The organism is Streptomyces sp. M-16, from assembly GCF_052114405.1.
In the GTDB taxonomy this organism is placed as follows: domain Bacteria; phylum Actinomycetota; class Actinomycetes; order Streptomycetales; family Streptomycetaceae; genus Streptomyces.
The window spans coordinates 46,402-59,262 of the sequence record NZ_JBFRER010000003.1; the positions used below are offsets into that span (position 1 = coordinate 46,402).

The following is a 12,861-nucleotide window of genomic DNA, read 5'->3' on the forward strand; positions in this document are numbered from 1 at the left end:
AAACGGCTCAACGGGACAGTCGCTGTCAGGTCGGTCACAGGTACCCTGACCGCTCACTCAGCGTCAGAGAGGACCCCTCGGTGATGACCGACCTGCGGCCGGCACCGGACGCCCCGGCGACCGGTCTGCGCGAACGCAAGAAGCGGCGCACCCGGGACGCACTGCTGCGCGCCGCCCTGCTCCTGTTCGTCTCCCAGGGCTACGACCGGACGACGGTGGACGAGATCACCGATGCCGTGGAGGTCTCCCAGCGCACGTTCTTCCGCTACTTCGCGAACAAGGAGGAGGTCGCCTTCGCCGTCCAGGACCTGGTCGAGTCGCACTTCGTCGCCGCGCTGCGGGCCCGCCCGGCCTCCGAGGGCCCCGTGGAGGCCATGCGCGGCGCCGTGCTCGCCGCCTGGGACACGGTCGAGGAGGCCATCTCCGAGGTGGTCCCCGTGGACCTCTACATGCGGGGATACCAGCTGATCGAGTCCACTCCCGCCCTGCTCGCCGTGCACCTGCGGCGCTCCACCGAGCTGGAGGAGCGGATCGCCCGGCTGATCGCCGACCGCGAGGGGCTGGACCTCGACGCCGACCCGCGCCCCCGGGTGGCGGTGGCCGCCTTCTGCGGCGTGATGCGCGTCACCGGGCGGCTGTGGGGGCAGGGCGAGGACACCAGCGTGGAGGCGATCCGGCGGATGACCGAGGCCTATCTGGATCAGATCCGTCCGGCCCTTGCAGCCCACTGGAAGCGGCCTGCGGCGGCGTCCCGGGCCGCCCCCGCCGGCTCCGCCACCGGGGTCTGAGGCGCCACCGCGCCGGGGGTCCGGACCGCAACTCACCGTAACCGGACGGGTGGTGCGTCCCACGGCCGGCCGTGAGACCTGTCACCCGGGGCACCGTCGGCTCCAGCCGTCTCCTACGCTGGCTCCAGTGAACCTGCCCGGCCGCCACGCCCCTCCCTCCGTCGAAGCCGACGACACCGCCGACGCCCTCGCGCGTCCGGCCGCTGTGCGCATGATGCTCGCGCTCGCCGTCGTCTTCCTCATGCTGGCGACCACCGGCTGGACCGCGGTGCACCCGCCCGAGGCGGGCACCGCGCCGCGGGCCGCCGCGCTCGCCGCGTGGTCCGCGGCCCGGATCGACGGCCGGGCCGTACCGGCCGCCGACGCCCCCGTGCGGACGGTGGCCCGCTTCTTCGCCGACCTCGACACCGCCCAGCGCGTCCGCCTCGCCGACGGCTTCCCGCTCGTCGTCGGGAACCTCAACGGGGTCCCGGCCGAGACCCGCTACCGGGCCAACCACAACTCCCTCGTGCAGGCCGCACGGGTCGAGGAGGCCCGCGGCCGGGACGTGGCCCTGACCCCGTCCGACCGTGCGACCGCCGTGCGCCGGGCCCACCGCTTCGAATCGCTGGCCGAGCCCGGCCGGCAGATCCTCGTCTTCGACCCCACCGGGGCCGGCCTCGCCGCCGAGGTCTTCGGTGACCTGCGGGCCGCGCGCCGGGTCTCGGTGATCGTCCCCGGCGTCGACACCGACGCGGTCACCTTCGAGCGCTCCACGCGYCGCCTCACCGCCCCCGTCGGCATGGCCCAGTCCCTCTACGAGGCCGAGCGCGCGGCCCGGCCCGGCGAGCAGAACGCCGTCATCGCCTGGGCGGGCTACACCGCGCCGACCGGGCTCGGCGTGGACGCGGCGACCGGCCGGCTCGCCGTCCAGGGCGCCACGCGGCTGGAGGCGCTGACCGCGGCCCTGCCGGGGAACGCCCGCGTGGCCCTGTTCTGCCACAGCTACGGATCGGTGGTGTGCGGGGTGGCCGCGCACCGGCTGCCGGACCGGGTGACCGACCTGGTGGTGGCGGGAAGCCCCGGCATGCGGGCCGAGAACGCCGCCGATCTGCACACCTCCGCGCGCGTCTGGGCGATGCGCGACGAGGGCGACTGGATCGCCGACGTACCGCACCTGGAGGTCGGCGGTCTGGGCCACGGGGCCGACCCGGTCTCCCCGGACTTCGGCGCCCGGCTGCTGTCCTCGGCCGGGGCCAAGAGCCACACCGGCTATTTCGAGCCAGGGACGTCCTCCTTGGACAATTTCGCCAAGATCGGAACCGGCGCCTTCGGTTCCGTCGCATGTGCGAGCGGCTCCGACGACTGCCGACGAGGAATTTCCGGCCCGGAAGGGCACTGAGGGCGCCCTCCCCGCCCGGCGGGCGTAGCGAACGGAAAAATCGTCCCTGCCGACCGGGGGGACGCGCGGGGGCGCCTCCCTTTACGATGTGCCGCATGGGTGACGTACTGGCCGGAAATCATGCCGTCTGGGAGTTCGACTCGGACTCGGTGCTCATCCGCTTCGCACGGGGGATGCGGACTCCACGGCTCTGGAACGCGCTGGGTGAGCGCAGGATCCCCCTGGAAGCGTTGTCCGGGGTGAGTGTCGAGGTGTCCGCGGGCGGCCGGCGCGACGCGGTGGTGCTGCGCGCCGTACCGCGTCCGGGAGCCGATCCGCTGATGGAGGCTGCCGCCGGGCAGCTCAAGGAGGCCTGCGACCCGTACCGGCTCACGCTCCCCGCGGACCGGGCGGACGGGGCCGAGGCCTTCGCCGAGGCCCTGCGCGGCCGGCTCGGGCGCGACGCAGACGAGCCCGCCGACCGCTTCCTGGTCGAGGTCCCGCAGCCGCCCCTCCAGCTGAAGGCGTACGACGCCCGGGTGGGCTTCGACGGCTCGGCGGTCACCTTCCACTGGTCGCGCACCGGCGCCTCCAGCACCAAGTGGCGGTCCGGCGACCAACGCTTCGCCCTGACCTCCCTGTCCGGCGTCGAGTGGGTCTCCCCGGAACGCCCCGGCGCCGGGTACCTGCGCCTGCTGCCCCGCGACCCCGCCCCCGGGGTCGGGGACCCCCGCGCCGACCACGACCTGGCCGCCGCCGTGTTCGGGGTCGGGTACGGGGCCGTGCACGAATCGCTGCCCTTCGCCGCCGCCGTCCTCGCGGCCCTGCGCGCCCGCACCCCCGTGGCCTCCCTGCCGCGAGCCCGCTCCGGCGAGGACGGCCGCCTCCAGCACCTGGGCGAGCTCTACGGAGCGGGCCTGCTGACCGACTCCGAGTACGCCGCCCTGCGCGACCGCCTCGCCGCGGACGCGTAGCCAGCGGGCGGCGTTCGGCGACGGGCCGCGGCCCGGTCCTACTCCTCGCGCGCCGCCGAGCTGAAGGTCATGTCCGGGTAGCGGTCCCCCGCGACCCGGCCGGCGATCGGCTCCAGCAGCGCGAGCTCCGGCGCGCTCAGCGTGATCCGGGTGGCCGCGGTGTTCTCCGCGACCCGCTCCGGCTTGCGGGTGCCCGGGATCGGGACCACCGTCAGGCCGTGCACCGCCGCCCGCTGCTGCACCCAGGCCAGCGCGATCTGCGCCGGGGAGGCCCCGTGCGCGGCCGCGATCTCCCGGACCGGGTCCAGCAGCGCGGCGTTGGCCTTCGCGTTGTCCCCGGTGAAGCGGGGCTGGTGCTGCCGGTAGTCCCCGGCCGCCAGGTCTGCCGCCGCGTCCGCGAAGGCGCCCGTCAGGAAGCCCCGCCCGAGCGGGGAGTACGGCACGAAGGCCACGCCCAGTTCCGCCGCCGCGCCCACCGCGCTGCGCTCCACGTCCCGGCTGAACAGGGACCACTCCGACTGCAGCGCCGCGATCGGGTGCACCGCGTACGCCTCCCGCAGCTCGGCCCCCGTGACCTCGCTGAGCCCGAGGTGGCGCACCTTCCCCTCCTGCACCAGCTCGGCCATGGCGCCCACCGACTCGGCGAACGGCACGGCCGGGTCACGGCGGTGCATGTAGTAGAGGTCGATCACGTCCACCCCGAGCCGCCGCAGGCTGTCCTCGACGGCCCCGCGGATGTACGCGCGGTCGTTGCGGATGCCCCGGTACGCCGGGTCGTCGGCGCGGCGCTCCAGGGCGAACTTGGTGGCGAGGGTGATCTCGTCCCGGTGGGCGGCCACGAAGGGCGCCAGGAACTCCTCGTTCGCCCCGCTGCCGTAGGCGTCCGCCGTGTCGAAGAGGGTGACCCCGGCGGCCAGCGCCGCGTCCAGGGTCGCTCGGGCCGCCGTCTCGTCGGTGTCCCCGTAGAACTCGCTCATGCCCATGCAGCCGAGGCCCTGGACGCCGACGACCGGTCCGCCCCTGCCCAGTTCGACCCGCTCGATGGTGGTGCGCTCCGTCATGACTGTGCCTTCCCCGTGGCCGTGTTCAGCGTGTTCATCGCATACATCTCGATCTTGCAGTCCAGTACGCCCAGCGCGTCGGTCAGCTCCGCGAGGCGTGCCCGCACCTCCCGGCGCGTGTGCTCCAGCAGGGCGCGGCGCTCGTCGACGGTGTGGTCGCCCTCCCGGACGAGCTCGGCGTAGCGGACCATGTCCGCCACCGACATCCCGGTCGCGCGCAGCTTGCCCACGAAGGCCAGCCAGCCGAGGTCCTTGTCGGTGAACCGCCGCTGTCCCGAATGGGAGCGGTCCACGTGTGGCATCAGCCCGATGCGCTCGTACCAGCGCAGCGTGTGCTGGGTCAGCCCGGTCCGGGCCTCGACCTCGCTGATCGTGTACCGCGTCTGCGTCAGGCTCTGGCTCATGGCCTCAACGCTAAAACCCTGGAGTGCACTCCAAGCAAGTAGGCTCGGCCGCATGGAGAGCCTGGATCCCGTCAACACCCTGGACAGCCTGCGGGCCATCGAGACCTGGCCGGTGCCGACCGCCGCGGCCGCCGTCGTCCGCGCCGACGGGAGCCTGGCCGGCTCCCACGGGCCGCTGGACCACCGTTTCCCGCTGGCCTCGGTCACCAAGCCGCTCGCCGCGTACGCCGCCCTCGTCGCGTACGAGGAAGGGGCCGTCGAGCTGGACGAACCGGCGGGCCCCGAAGGCTCGACGGTCCGTCACCTGCTCGCGCACACCAGCGGACTGGCCTTCGACGAGCACCGCTCGATGGCCCCGCCCGGGGAGCGGCGGCTGTACTCGAACGCCGGTTTCGAGGTGCTCGGCGACCATCTGACCAAGGCCACCGGGATCCCCTTCGCGGAGTACCTGCACCAGGCCGTCTTCGAGCCGCTGGGCATGACGTCGACCACCCTGGAGGGCTCGCCCGCCAAGGACGGCGTCTCCACCGTGTCCGACCTGGTGCGCTTCGCCGCCGAGCTCCAGGCGCCCCGCCTGCTGGACGTCCGCACGGTCGCCGAGGCCACCTCCGTGGTGCACCCGGGCCTCAAGGGCGTCCTGCCGGGCTTCGGGCACCAGTCCCCCAACGACTGGGGCCTCGGCCTGGAGATCCGCGACGGCAAGTCCCCGCACTGGACGGGCACCACGTCCTCCCCGCGGACCTTCGGCCACTTCGGCCAGTCCGGCACCTTCCTGTGGGTGGACCCGGACGCCCGCGCCGCCTGCGTGGCCCTGACCGACCGGGCCTTCGGCCCCTGGGCGGTGGAGGCGTGGACCCCCTTCACCGACGCGGTCCTCGCGGAGCTGCGCTCGGCCTAGGCTAGGCCGGGAGCTCCCAGATCAGCAGCTCYCCCGGGGACCCGGCGGTGATCTCCAGGCCCTTCTCGCCGGTGATCCGCGCCGAGTCCCCGGGACCCAGCTCCGCACCGTCGAGCCGCAGGTCCCCGCGCACCACGTGCAGGTAGACCCGTTCCGCGTCCGGTACGGGCACCCGCTCGCCCGCGCCCGGCCGCCGCACGTGCAGCACCGCTCCGGCCGCCGGGACCTCGTAGGGGGTGCCGTCCGCGAGGCCGCGTACGACCTCGTACGCGGGCTCCCCGCCCGCCGTCAGCGGCGCGAGCCACATCTGCACGAACCGCAGCGGGGCCGCGCCGTCGTTGCGCTCGACGTGCCGGGCACCGGCGCCGGCGCCCAGCCGCTGGACGTCGCCGGGGCGGACCACGCCGGTGTCGCCGGTGGTGCTGTCCCGGTGGGTGAGTTCGCCCTCCACCACCCAGGTGACGATCTCGGTGTGGCTGTGCGGGTGCTCGTCGAAGCCCGATCCGGGCGCGAGGCGCTCCTCGTTGCAGGCCAGCACCGGGCCGAAGCGGATGTTGTCCGGATCGTAGAAGGACCCGAAGGAGAAGGCGTGGCGGGTGCTGATCCCGGCGCCCGCGTCCCCTCCGTCGTACCGGTCCGCAGCACGGCGTACATCAATCATGGGGGCCACCGTAGCCCCCGTCCGGGGGCCCGCCGCGGACCCGCGTCCGCGCCGGGGCGCTGATAAGGCAGTCTTGTCCCGTGCCCCAACCCGAACGTGAGCAGTCCCCCGAGACCCGTCCCGCGCATCCGCCCCACCCCCACACGGCGACGCTGCGCCGGCTGGAGAAGTCCTCCGGCCGGCTCGCCGCCAACGCCATCGCTCGGATGGACGAGACCCTGCCGTGGTACCGGGCGATGCCGCCGGAGAACCGGTCGTGGATCGGCCTGGTGGCGCAGGCCGGCATCGCCGCGTTCACGGAGTGGTTCCGGCACCCGGAGACCCCGCAGGCCATCTCCACCGACGTCTTCGGGACGGCTCCGCGCGAGCTGACCCGGGCGATCACCCTGCGCCAGACCGTCGAGATGGTCCGTACGACGATCGAGGTCATGGAGGCCGCGATCGACGAGGTCGCGGCCCCGGGCGACGAGTCGATCCTGCGCGAGGCGCTGCTGGTGTACGCCAGGGAGATCGCCTTCGCCACCGCCCAGGTGTACGCCCAGGCGGCCGAGGCCCGGGGGGCGTGGGACGCCCGGCTGGAGTCCCTGGTCGTCAACGCCGTGCTGTCGGGCGAGGCCGACGAGGGCGCGCTGTCGCGGGCGGCGGCCCTTGGCTGGAATTCGCCGGAGCACGTGTGCGTGGTGCTGGGCACCGCGCCGGACGGGGACAGCGAGCTGACGGTCGAGGCGATCCGGCGTGCGGCCCGCCATCACAAGCTCCAGGTGCTCACCGGTGTGCTCGGCGACCGGCTCGTGGTGATCGCGGGTGGCAGCGACAACCCGATGCAGGTGGCGAAGTCCCTGATCGGCCCGTTCGCGGCCGGTCCCGTGGTGGCCGGTCCGGTGGTGCCCGACCTGCTGAACGCGACGAAGTCGGCGCAGGCGGCGGCGGCCGGCCTCAAGGCCTGCACCGCCTGGCAGGACGCGCCGCGGCCGGTGCTGGCGGACGATCTGCTGCCGGAGCGCGCGATCGCCTCCGATCCCTCGGCCAGGGAGCAGCTGGTGGAGGAGATCTACAGACCGCTGGAGGAGGCGGGCTCGGCGCTGCTGGAGACGCTGAGCGTCTACCTGGAGCAGGCGAGCAGCCTGGAGGGGGCCGCGCGGATGCTGTTCGTGCACCCCAACACGGTGCGCTACCGGCTCCGACGTGTGACCGACGTCACCGGATGGTCACCCTCCGACGTTCGTTCGGCGTTCACGCTGCGGATCGCCCTGATCCTCGGACGTCTGGCCGACGGAGATCCGCAGTCCTAGACTTTTGTCGGACATCAACAATTAGCCCGACGGTTCTTCGTCCCTGTCCCCACGGGCGGCGGGGACCGTCCACAAGAGAGAGTGTGAGGGTGCTCGTACTCGTCGCTCCCGGCCAAGGCGCTCAGACGCCCGGCTTCCTGACTCCCTGGCTCGAACTCCCCGGCGCCGCCGAACGCGTCGCCGGGTGGTCGGACGCCATCGGGCTCGACCTTGCCCACTACGGCACGAACGCCGACGCGGACGAGATCCGCGACACGGCCGTGGCCCAGCCGCTGCTGGTCGCGGCGGGCCTGCTGTCCGCTTCCGCCCTCGGTTCCCCCTCGGCCTTCGGCGCCGTCGCCGGGCACAGCGTCGGTGAGATCACCGCCGCCGCCTACGCCGGCGTACTGACCGAGGGCGAGGCGCTCTCCTTCGTCCGTACCCGCGGTCTGGGCATGGCCGATGCCGCCGCCGTCACCGAGACCGGCATGGCCGCGGTCCTGGGCGGCGACCAGGACGTGGTCGTCGCACACCTGGAGAAGCTGGGGCTGACCCCGGCCAACATCAACGGGGCGGGCCAGATCGTGGCCGCCGGCACCATGGAGCAGATCGCCGCTCTGGAGGCCGAGAAGCCCGAGGGCTCCATGAAGGTCGTCGCCCTCAAGGTCGCGGGCGCCTTCCACACGCACCACATGACGCCCGCGGTGGCCGCGCTGCAGAAGGCCACCGAGGCCCTCACGCCGGCCGACCCGACGGTGAAGTACGTCTCGAACCGGGACGGCCTCGTCATCGACAAGGGCGCCGACGTCGTCGCCCGCCTGGTCGGCCAGGTCGCGAACCCGGTCCGCTGGGACCTGTGCATGGAGACGTTCGCCGAGCTGGGCGTCACCGGGATCATCGAGCTCTCTCCCGGCGGCACCCTGACGGGTCTGGCCAAGCGCGCGCTGAAGGGCGTTCCGAGCGTGGCCCTGAAGACCCCGGACGATCTCGACAAGGCCGCCGCGCTCATCGCAGCGCAGGCGGCCTGAGAGAAGGAGCCCACAAGCATGTCGAAGATCAAGCCGGCCAAGGGCTCCCCGTACGCCCGCATCCTCGGTGTGGGCGGCTACCGCCCCGTCCGGGTGGTGCCCAACGAGGTCATCCTGGAGACGATCGACTCGTCCGACGAGTGGATCCGCTCCCGCTCCGGCATCGCGACCCGGCACTGGGCCTCGGACCAGGAGACGGTCGCCGCGATGTCCGTGGAGGCTTCCGGCAAGGCGCTCGCCGACGCCGGGATCTCCCCGGAGCAGATCGGTGCGGTGATCGTCTCCACGGTCTCGCACTTCAAGCAGACCCCCGCCGTCGCGACGGAGATCGCGCACCGGATCGGCGCGGGCAAGCCCGCGGCGTTCGACATCTCGGCGGGCTGTGCCGGTTTCGGCTACGGCCTGACGCTCGCCAAGGGCCTGGTGGTCGAGGGGTCGGCGCAGTACGTCCTCGTCATCGGTGTCGAGCGGCTCTCGGACCTGACCGACCTGGAGGACCGCGCGACGGCCTTCCTGTTCGGCGACGGTGCCGGCGCTGTGATCGTCGGCCCTTCGGACGAGCCCGCCATCGGCCCCACTGTCTGGGGTTCGGAGGGCGACAAGTCCGAGACGATCAAGCAGACCGTGCCGTGGGACGAGTACCTCGGCAAGGACGGCGGAGAGAAGTTTCCGGCCATCACGCAGGAGGGTCAGGCGGTCTTCCGCTGGGCCGTCTTCGAGATGGCCAAGGTGGCCCAGCAGGCGCTCGACGCGGCCGGGATCACCGCGGAGGACCTGGACGTCTTCATCCCGCACCAGGCGAACATGCGGATCATCGACTCGATGGTGAAGACTCTGAAGCTGCCGGAGCACGTCACGGTCGCCCGTGACGTGGAAACCACCGGCAACACGTCGGCCGCCTCGATCCCGCTCGCCATGGAGCGGCTCCTGGCGACCGGAGCGGCGAAGAGCGGCGACACCGCGCTCGTCATCGGCTTCGGGGCGGGGCTCGTCTACGCCGCGACGGTCGTTACCCTCCCCTAGGGCCCGGGATCCACTTCCCGCCCTGATCAACCCACTCAGCTATAGAAGGAGCGCCACATGGCCGCCACGCAGGAAGAGATCCTCGAAGGTCTCGCGGAGATCGTCAACGAGATCGCCGGCATCCCGCAGGAGGACGTCCAGCTGGACAAGTCCTTCACCGACGACCTGGACGTCGACTCCCTGTCCATGGTCGAGGTCGTCGTCGCCGCCGAAGAGCGCTTCGAGGTGAAGATCCCGGACGAGGACGTCAAGAACCTCAAGACGGTCGGCGACGCCGCGGACTACATCCTGAAGCACCAGGCCTGAGCCTGACGAGCGTTTGTCGCCACCTGGCGGTGGCGCCGTGACAATTCAGCACCCCCTTAGACGTGGAGAAAGAATTCCTGTGAGCCCGACCAATCGCACCGTGGTCGTCACCGGTATCGGCGCAACCACTCCGCTGGGTGGCGACAGCGCTTCGACCTGGGAAGGTCTGCTCGCCGGCCGGTCCGGCGTATCGCCCCTGGAGGGCGAGCGCTTCGCCGAACTGCCGGTACAGATCGCCGCCCGGGCCGCTGTGGACCCGAGCGAGGTACTCCCCCGCCCGCTGGCCCGCAAGCTCGACCGCTCGGCGCAGTTCGCCGTCATCGCGGCCCGCGAGGCCTGGGCCGACGCGGGTTACACCGCCCCGGCCGGCGAGGACGAGTCCATCGTCCCCGAGCGTCTCGGCACCGTGATCGCCTCCGGCATCGGTGGCGTCACGACCCTGCTCGACCAGTACGACGTACTGAAGGAAAAGGGTGTGCGCCGGGTCTCCCCGCACACCGTCCCCATGCTCATGCCGAACGGCCCCTCGGCCAACGTCGGTCTCGAAGTCAACGCCCGCGCCGGTGTGCACACCCCGGTCAGCGCGTGCGCGTCGGGCGCCGAGGCCATCGGCTACGCCGTCGAGATGATCCGTACCGGCCGCGCCGACGTGGTCGTCGCCGGCGGTACCGAGGCGGCCATCCACCCGCTGCCGATCGCGGCGTTCGCCAACATGATGGCGATGTCCAAGAACAACGAGAACCCGACGCAGGCCTCCCGCCCGTACGACAAGGGCCGTGACGGCTTCGTCCTCGGCGAGGGCGCGGGCGTCGTGGTGCTGGAGTCCGCCGAGCACGCCGCCGCGCGCGGCGCCCGGGTCTACTGCGAGGTGCTGGGCCAGGGCCTGTCCGCGGACAGCCACCACATCGCGCAGCCGGAGCCGACGGGCCGCGGTGTCGCGGCCGCCGTGCAGAACCTGCTCGACAACACCGGCCTGGACCCGGCCGAGCTGGTCCACCTGAACGCGCACGCCACGTCGACCCCGCAGGGTGACACGGCCGAGCTGAAGGCCCTGCGCAAGGTCCTGGGCGACGACCTCGACCACATCGCGATCTCCGCGACCAAGTCGATGACCGGTCACCTGCTGGGCGGCGCGGGCGGTATCGAGACCGTCGCGACCGTGCTGGCGCTGTACCACCGCATCGCCCCGCCGACGATCAACATCGAGGAACTCGACGACGACATCGACGCGGACATCGTGCGCGGCGAGCCCCGCAAGCTGCCCGTCGACGGCCCGATCTCCGCGATCAACAACTCCTTCGGCTTCGGCGGCCACAACGTGACGCTGGCGTTCCGCAGCGTCCAGTAGAGCGACCGGCACCACGAGAAAGGCCCACCCGGACACCGGGTGGGCCTTTCTCGTGGGCGGGGTCAGACGACCTGGTGGAGCCAGCGGACCGGGGCGCCCTCGCCCGCGTAGCGGAAGGGCTCCAGTTCGTCGTCCCAGGGTTTGCCGAGCAGTTTGGCGATCTCCGCCTCCAGGTCGGTCTCGCCGCGTGCCGACCGGGCGAGCGCGGCCCGCAGCCGGTCCTCGGGGATCAGGATGTCGCCGTGCATGCCGGTGACGGCGTGGAAGATGCCGAGCTCCGGGGTGGAGCTGTAGCGCTCGCCCTCGGCGGTCGGGCAGGGTTCGGCGGTCACTTCGAAGCGGAGCAGGTGCCAGCCGCGCAGCGCGGAGGCGAGTTTCGAGGCGGTACCCGCCTCGGCCTGCCAGGAGAACTCGGCTCTCCAGGTGCCGGGGGAGGCGGGCTGCCTGATCCAGTCGAGGTTCACCCGCACCCCGAGCACGCCCGCAACAGCCCATTCCACGTGCGGGCAGAGCGCGCGCGGTGCGGAATGCACGTACAGAACTCCACGTGTCGTCACCGGGACCTCCAGTGTGGGACGAGGTCGGGAATAAACTCCAGAAAACGGACAGTATGTGACGTGATGTAATGTAACGGAAATTATTTGACATTGCGCTGCGGCACCTGCGGCCGAAACGCCACGGGAAAAAGCTACCGTGCGCCGGGGGTCATGGTGTGACGTACGGTCGCTCCGAGGCCCGTAAACGCGGAGCATTCACTCAGCAGGACGCCCCCGGAAGGACGTGGGGCCGACGAGGGAGGGACCAGTCGATGCGCACCACCGCTCCGCGCCGCAGCGTGCGCCGGACCGTCGCGGCGGCGGGCGTGGCGGTGGGCGTCCTGGCCGCAGTGGTCACCGGCTGTGACTCCGGGGGCGCGAAGCCGGCGGGCGAGCGGGGCGCGGGGGCGGGGCCGCGCTGGAACACCGCACCCGCGTCGATCGCGGCCGTCGGTGACTCCATCACCCGCGGGTTCGACGCCTGTTCGGTGCTGGCCGACTGCCCGGAGGTCTCCTGGGCCACGGGCGACGACCCCGCGGTGCAGTCGCTCGCCACCCGGTTGCTCGGTGCGGCCGAGGTACCCGCGCGCAGCTGGAACCTCGCGGTGACCGGAGCGCGGATGGCGGACCTGCCGGGGCAGCTCGCCTCGGCCGCGGAGCACAAGCCCGACCTGGTCACGGTGATGGTGGGCTCGAACGACGCCTGCCGGCCCACGGTTTCGTCGATGACCTCGGTGGCGGACTTCCGGGCCGGTTTCGAGCAGGCCCTGAGCGGGTTGCGGGCCGCCTCGCCGGCCTCCCAGGTCTACGTCTCCTCCGTGCCGGACCTCCAGCGGCTGTGGGAGCAGGGCAAGGACAGCCCGATGGTGCGGCAGGTCTGGAAGCTGGGGATCTGTCAGTCCATGCTCGCCGAACCGCTGTCGGGGGCGGAGGGCGCGACGGCCCGCCGGGAGAAGGTGCGGGCGCGGGTGGTCGAGTACAACGAGGTGCTGCGCGAGGTCTGCGCGAAGGACCGGCTGTGCCGCTACGACGGCGGCGCGGTGTTCCAGTACCCCTTCTCCGCGGAACAGCTCAGCCGCTGGGACTGGTTCCACCCGGGCCGGGACGGACAGGCGCGGCTCGCGGAACTGGCCCACCGCCAGGTGACGGCGGCGCAGCCCCCGCGTTGACGCGGAAGGACCGGGGGCGGGTGTCAGGGCCCGC

Annotated in this window: 14 protein-coding genes; 10 read left to right on the plus strand and 4 right to left on the minus strand. The window is 72.6% G+C overall.

Translation table 11 applies throughout. The features are described 5' to 3' along the window. The first annotated feature begins 83 nt into the window (after positions 1-83). The 3 genes from AB4039_RS02135 (at position 84) to AB4039_RS02145 (ending at position 3,122) form a co-directional block, all read left to right on the plus strand. Entirely contained in the window at positions 84-788 is a 705-nt protein-coding gene (locus AB4039_RS02135; protein WP_266838851.1) for a TetR family transcriptional regulator, read from the plus strand. A 211-nt stretch (positions 789-999) separates the two neighbouring features. Next, entirely contained in the window at positions 1,000-2,169 is a 1,170-nt protein-coding gene (locus tag AB4039_RS02140) for an alpha/beta hydrolase (RefSeq protein ID WP_266841615.1), read from the plus strand. Positions 2,170-2,264: 95 nt separating this feature from the next. Next, positions 2,265-3,122 (plus strand): DUF4429 domain-containing protein, encoded by an 858-nt coding sequence (locus AB4039_RS02145; RefSeq protein ID WP_266838852.1) that lies wholly within the window; start codon positions 2,265-2,267, stop codon positions 3,120-3,122. Between the two features lie 38 nt (positions 3,123-3,160). Here the strand turns inward: AB4039_RS02145 and AB4039_RS02150 are convergent, their stop codons facing one another. Next, positions 3,161-4,183 carry an aldo/keto reductase gene (locus AB4039_RS02150; protein ID WP_266838853.1) on the minus strand — a complete coding sequence of 341 codons (1,023 nt, stop codon included), beginning with the start codon at positions 4,181-4,183 and terminating at the stop codon, positions 3,161-3,163. Beyond that, positions 4,180-4,587, minus strand: coding sequence for a MerR family transcriptional regulator (locus AB4039_RS02155; RefSeq protein WP_266838854.1), 408 nt, complete (start codon positions 4,585-4,587; stop codon positions 4,180-4,182). The genes AB4039_RS02150 and AB4039_RS02155 overlap by 4 nt, the downstream gene beginning before the upstream one ends. Before the next feature lie 79 nt (positions 4,588-4,666). On the opposite strand from AB4039_RS02155, the gene AB4039_RS02160 reads away from it, so the two are divergent. Beyond that, complete coding sequence (locus AB4039_RS02160; protein ID WP_266841616.1) at positions 4,667-5,485, plus strand: serine hydrolase domain-containing protein; 819 nt, start codon at positions 4,667-4,669, stop codon at positions 5,483-5,485. A 1-nt stretch (position 5,486) separates the two neighbouring features. On the opposite strand, the gene AB4039_RS02165 is transcribed toward AB4039_RS02160, so the two are convergent. Beyond that, positions 5,487-6,146 carry a pirin family protein gene (locus tag AB4039_RS02165; protein WP_442269847.1) on the minus strand — a complete coding sequence of 220 codons (660 nt, stop codon included), beginning with the start codon at positions 6,144-6,146 and terminating at the stop codon, positions 5,487-5,489. An 80-nt stretch (positions 6,147-6,226) separates the two neighbouring features. Here AB4039_RS02165 and AB4039_RS02170 point away from each other — a divergent pair, with 80 nt between their 5' ends. The 5 genes from AB4039_RS02170 to fabF all read left to right on the plus strand — a co-directional run bounded on the left by AB4039_RS02170 (position 6,227) and on the right by fabF (position 11,122). Beyond that, a complete protein-coding gene (locus AB4039_RS02170; RefSeq protein ID WP_266838856.1) occupies positions 6,227-7,438 on the plus strand; it encodes a PucR family transcriptional regulator in 1,212 nt (403 codons plus the stop codon). An 89-nt stretch (positions 7,439-7,527) separates the two neighbouring features. Continuing rightward, a complete protein-coding gene (locus AB4039_RS02175) occupies positions 7,528-8,445 on the plus strand; it encodes an ACP S-malonyltransferase (RefSeq protein ID WP_442269848.1) in 918 nt (305 codons plus the stop codon). An 18-nt stretch (positions 8,446-8,463) separates the two neighbouring features. Beyond that, a complete protein-coding gene (locus AB4039_RS02180) occupies positions 8,464-9,468 on the plus strand; it encodes a ketoacyl-ACP synthase III (RefSeq protein WP_266838858.1) in 1,005 nt (334 codons plus the stop codon). A gap of 57 nt (positions 9,469-9,525) precedes the next feature. Continuing rightward, positions 9,526-9,774 carry an acyl carrier protein gene (locus tag AB4039_RS02185; RefSeq protein ID WP_150519766.1) on the plus strand — a complete coding sequence of 83 codons (249 nt, stop codon included), beginning with the start codon at positions 9,526-9,528 and terminating at the stop codon, positions 9,772-9,774. Positions 9,775-9,853: 79 nt separating this feature from the next. After that, entirely contained in the window at positions 9,854-11,122 is a 1,269-nt protein-coding gene (fabF, locus tag AB4039_RS02190; RefSeq protein ID WP_266838859.1) for a beta-ketoacyl-ACP synthase II, read from the plus strand. 62 nt (positions 11,123-11,184) lie between these two features. Here fabF and AB4039_RS02195 read toward each other — a convergent pair whose 3' ends face one another. Then, positions 11,185-11,679: a DUF3145 domain-containing protein gene (locus tag AB4039_RS02195; RefSeq protein ID WP_030160508.1), complete on the minus strand. Its 495-nt coding sequence runs from the start codon at positions 11,677-11,679 to the stop codon at positions 11,185-11,187. A 251-nt stretch (positions 11,680-11,930) separates the two neighbouring features. Between AB4039_RS02195 and AB4039_RS02200 the strand changes: the two genes are divergently transcribed. Continuing rightward, positions 11,931-12,827, plus strand: coding sequence for an SGNH/GDSL hydrolase family protein (locus AB4039_RS02200; RefSeq protein ID WP_266838860.1), 897 nt, complete (start codon positions 11,931-11,933; stop codon positions 12,825-12,827). Positions 12,828-12,861 lie beyond the last annotated feature (34 nt).

Bases quoted from the DNA above. Each gene is read 5' to 3' on its own strand.
- AB4039_RS02155 (WP_266838854.1), bottom strand. From the start codon at position 4,587: ATGAGCCAGAGCCTGACGCAGACGCGGTACACGATCAGCGAGGTCGAG.
- AB4039_RS02150 (WP_266838853.1), bottom strand. From the start codon at position 4,183: ATGACGGAGCGCACCACCATCGAGCGGGTCGAACTGGGCAGGGGCGGA.
- AB4039_RS02180 (WP_266838858.1), top strand. From the start codon at position 8,464: ATGTCGAAGATCAAGCCGGCCAAGGGCTCCCCGTACGCCCGCATCCTC.
- AB4039_RS02185 (WP_150519766.1), top strand. From the start codon at position 9,526: ATGGCCGCCACGCAGGAAGAGATCCTCGAAGGTCTCGCGGAGATCGTC.
- AB4039_RS02135 (WP_266838851.1), top strand. From the start codon at position 84: ATGACCGACCTGCGGCCGGCACCGGACGCCCCGGCGACCGGTCTGCGC.
- AB4039_RS02200 (WP_266838860.1), top strand. From the start codon at position 11,931: ATGCGCACCACCGCTCCGCGCCGCAGCGTGCGCCGGACCGTCGCGGCG.
- AB4039_RS02145 (WP_266838852.1), top strand. From the start codon at position 2,265: ATGGGTGACGTACTGGCCGGAAATCATGCCGTCTGGGAGTTCGACTCG.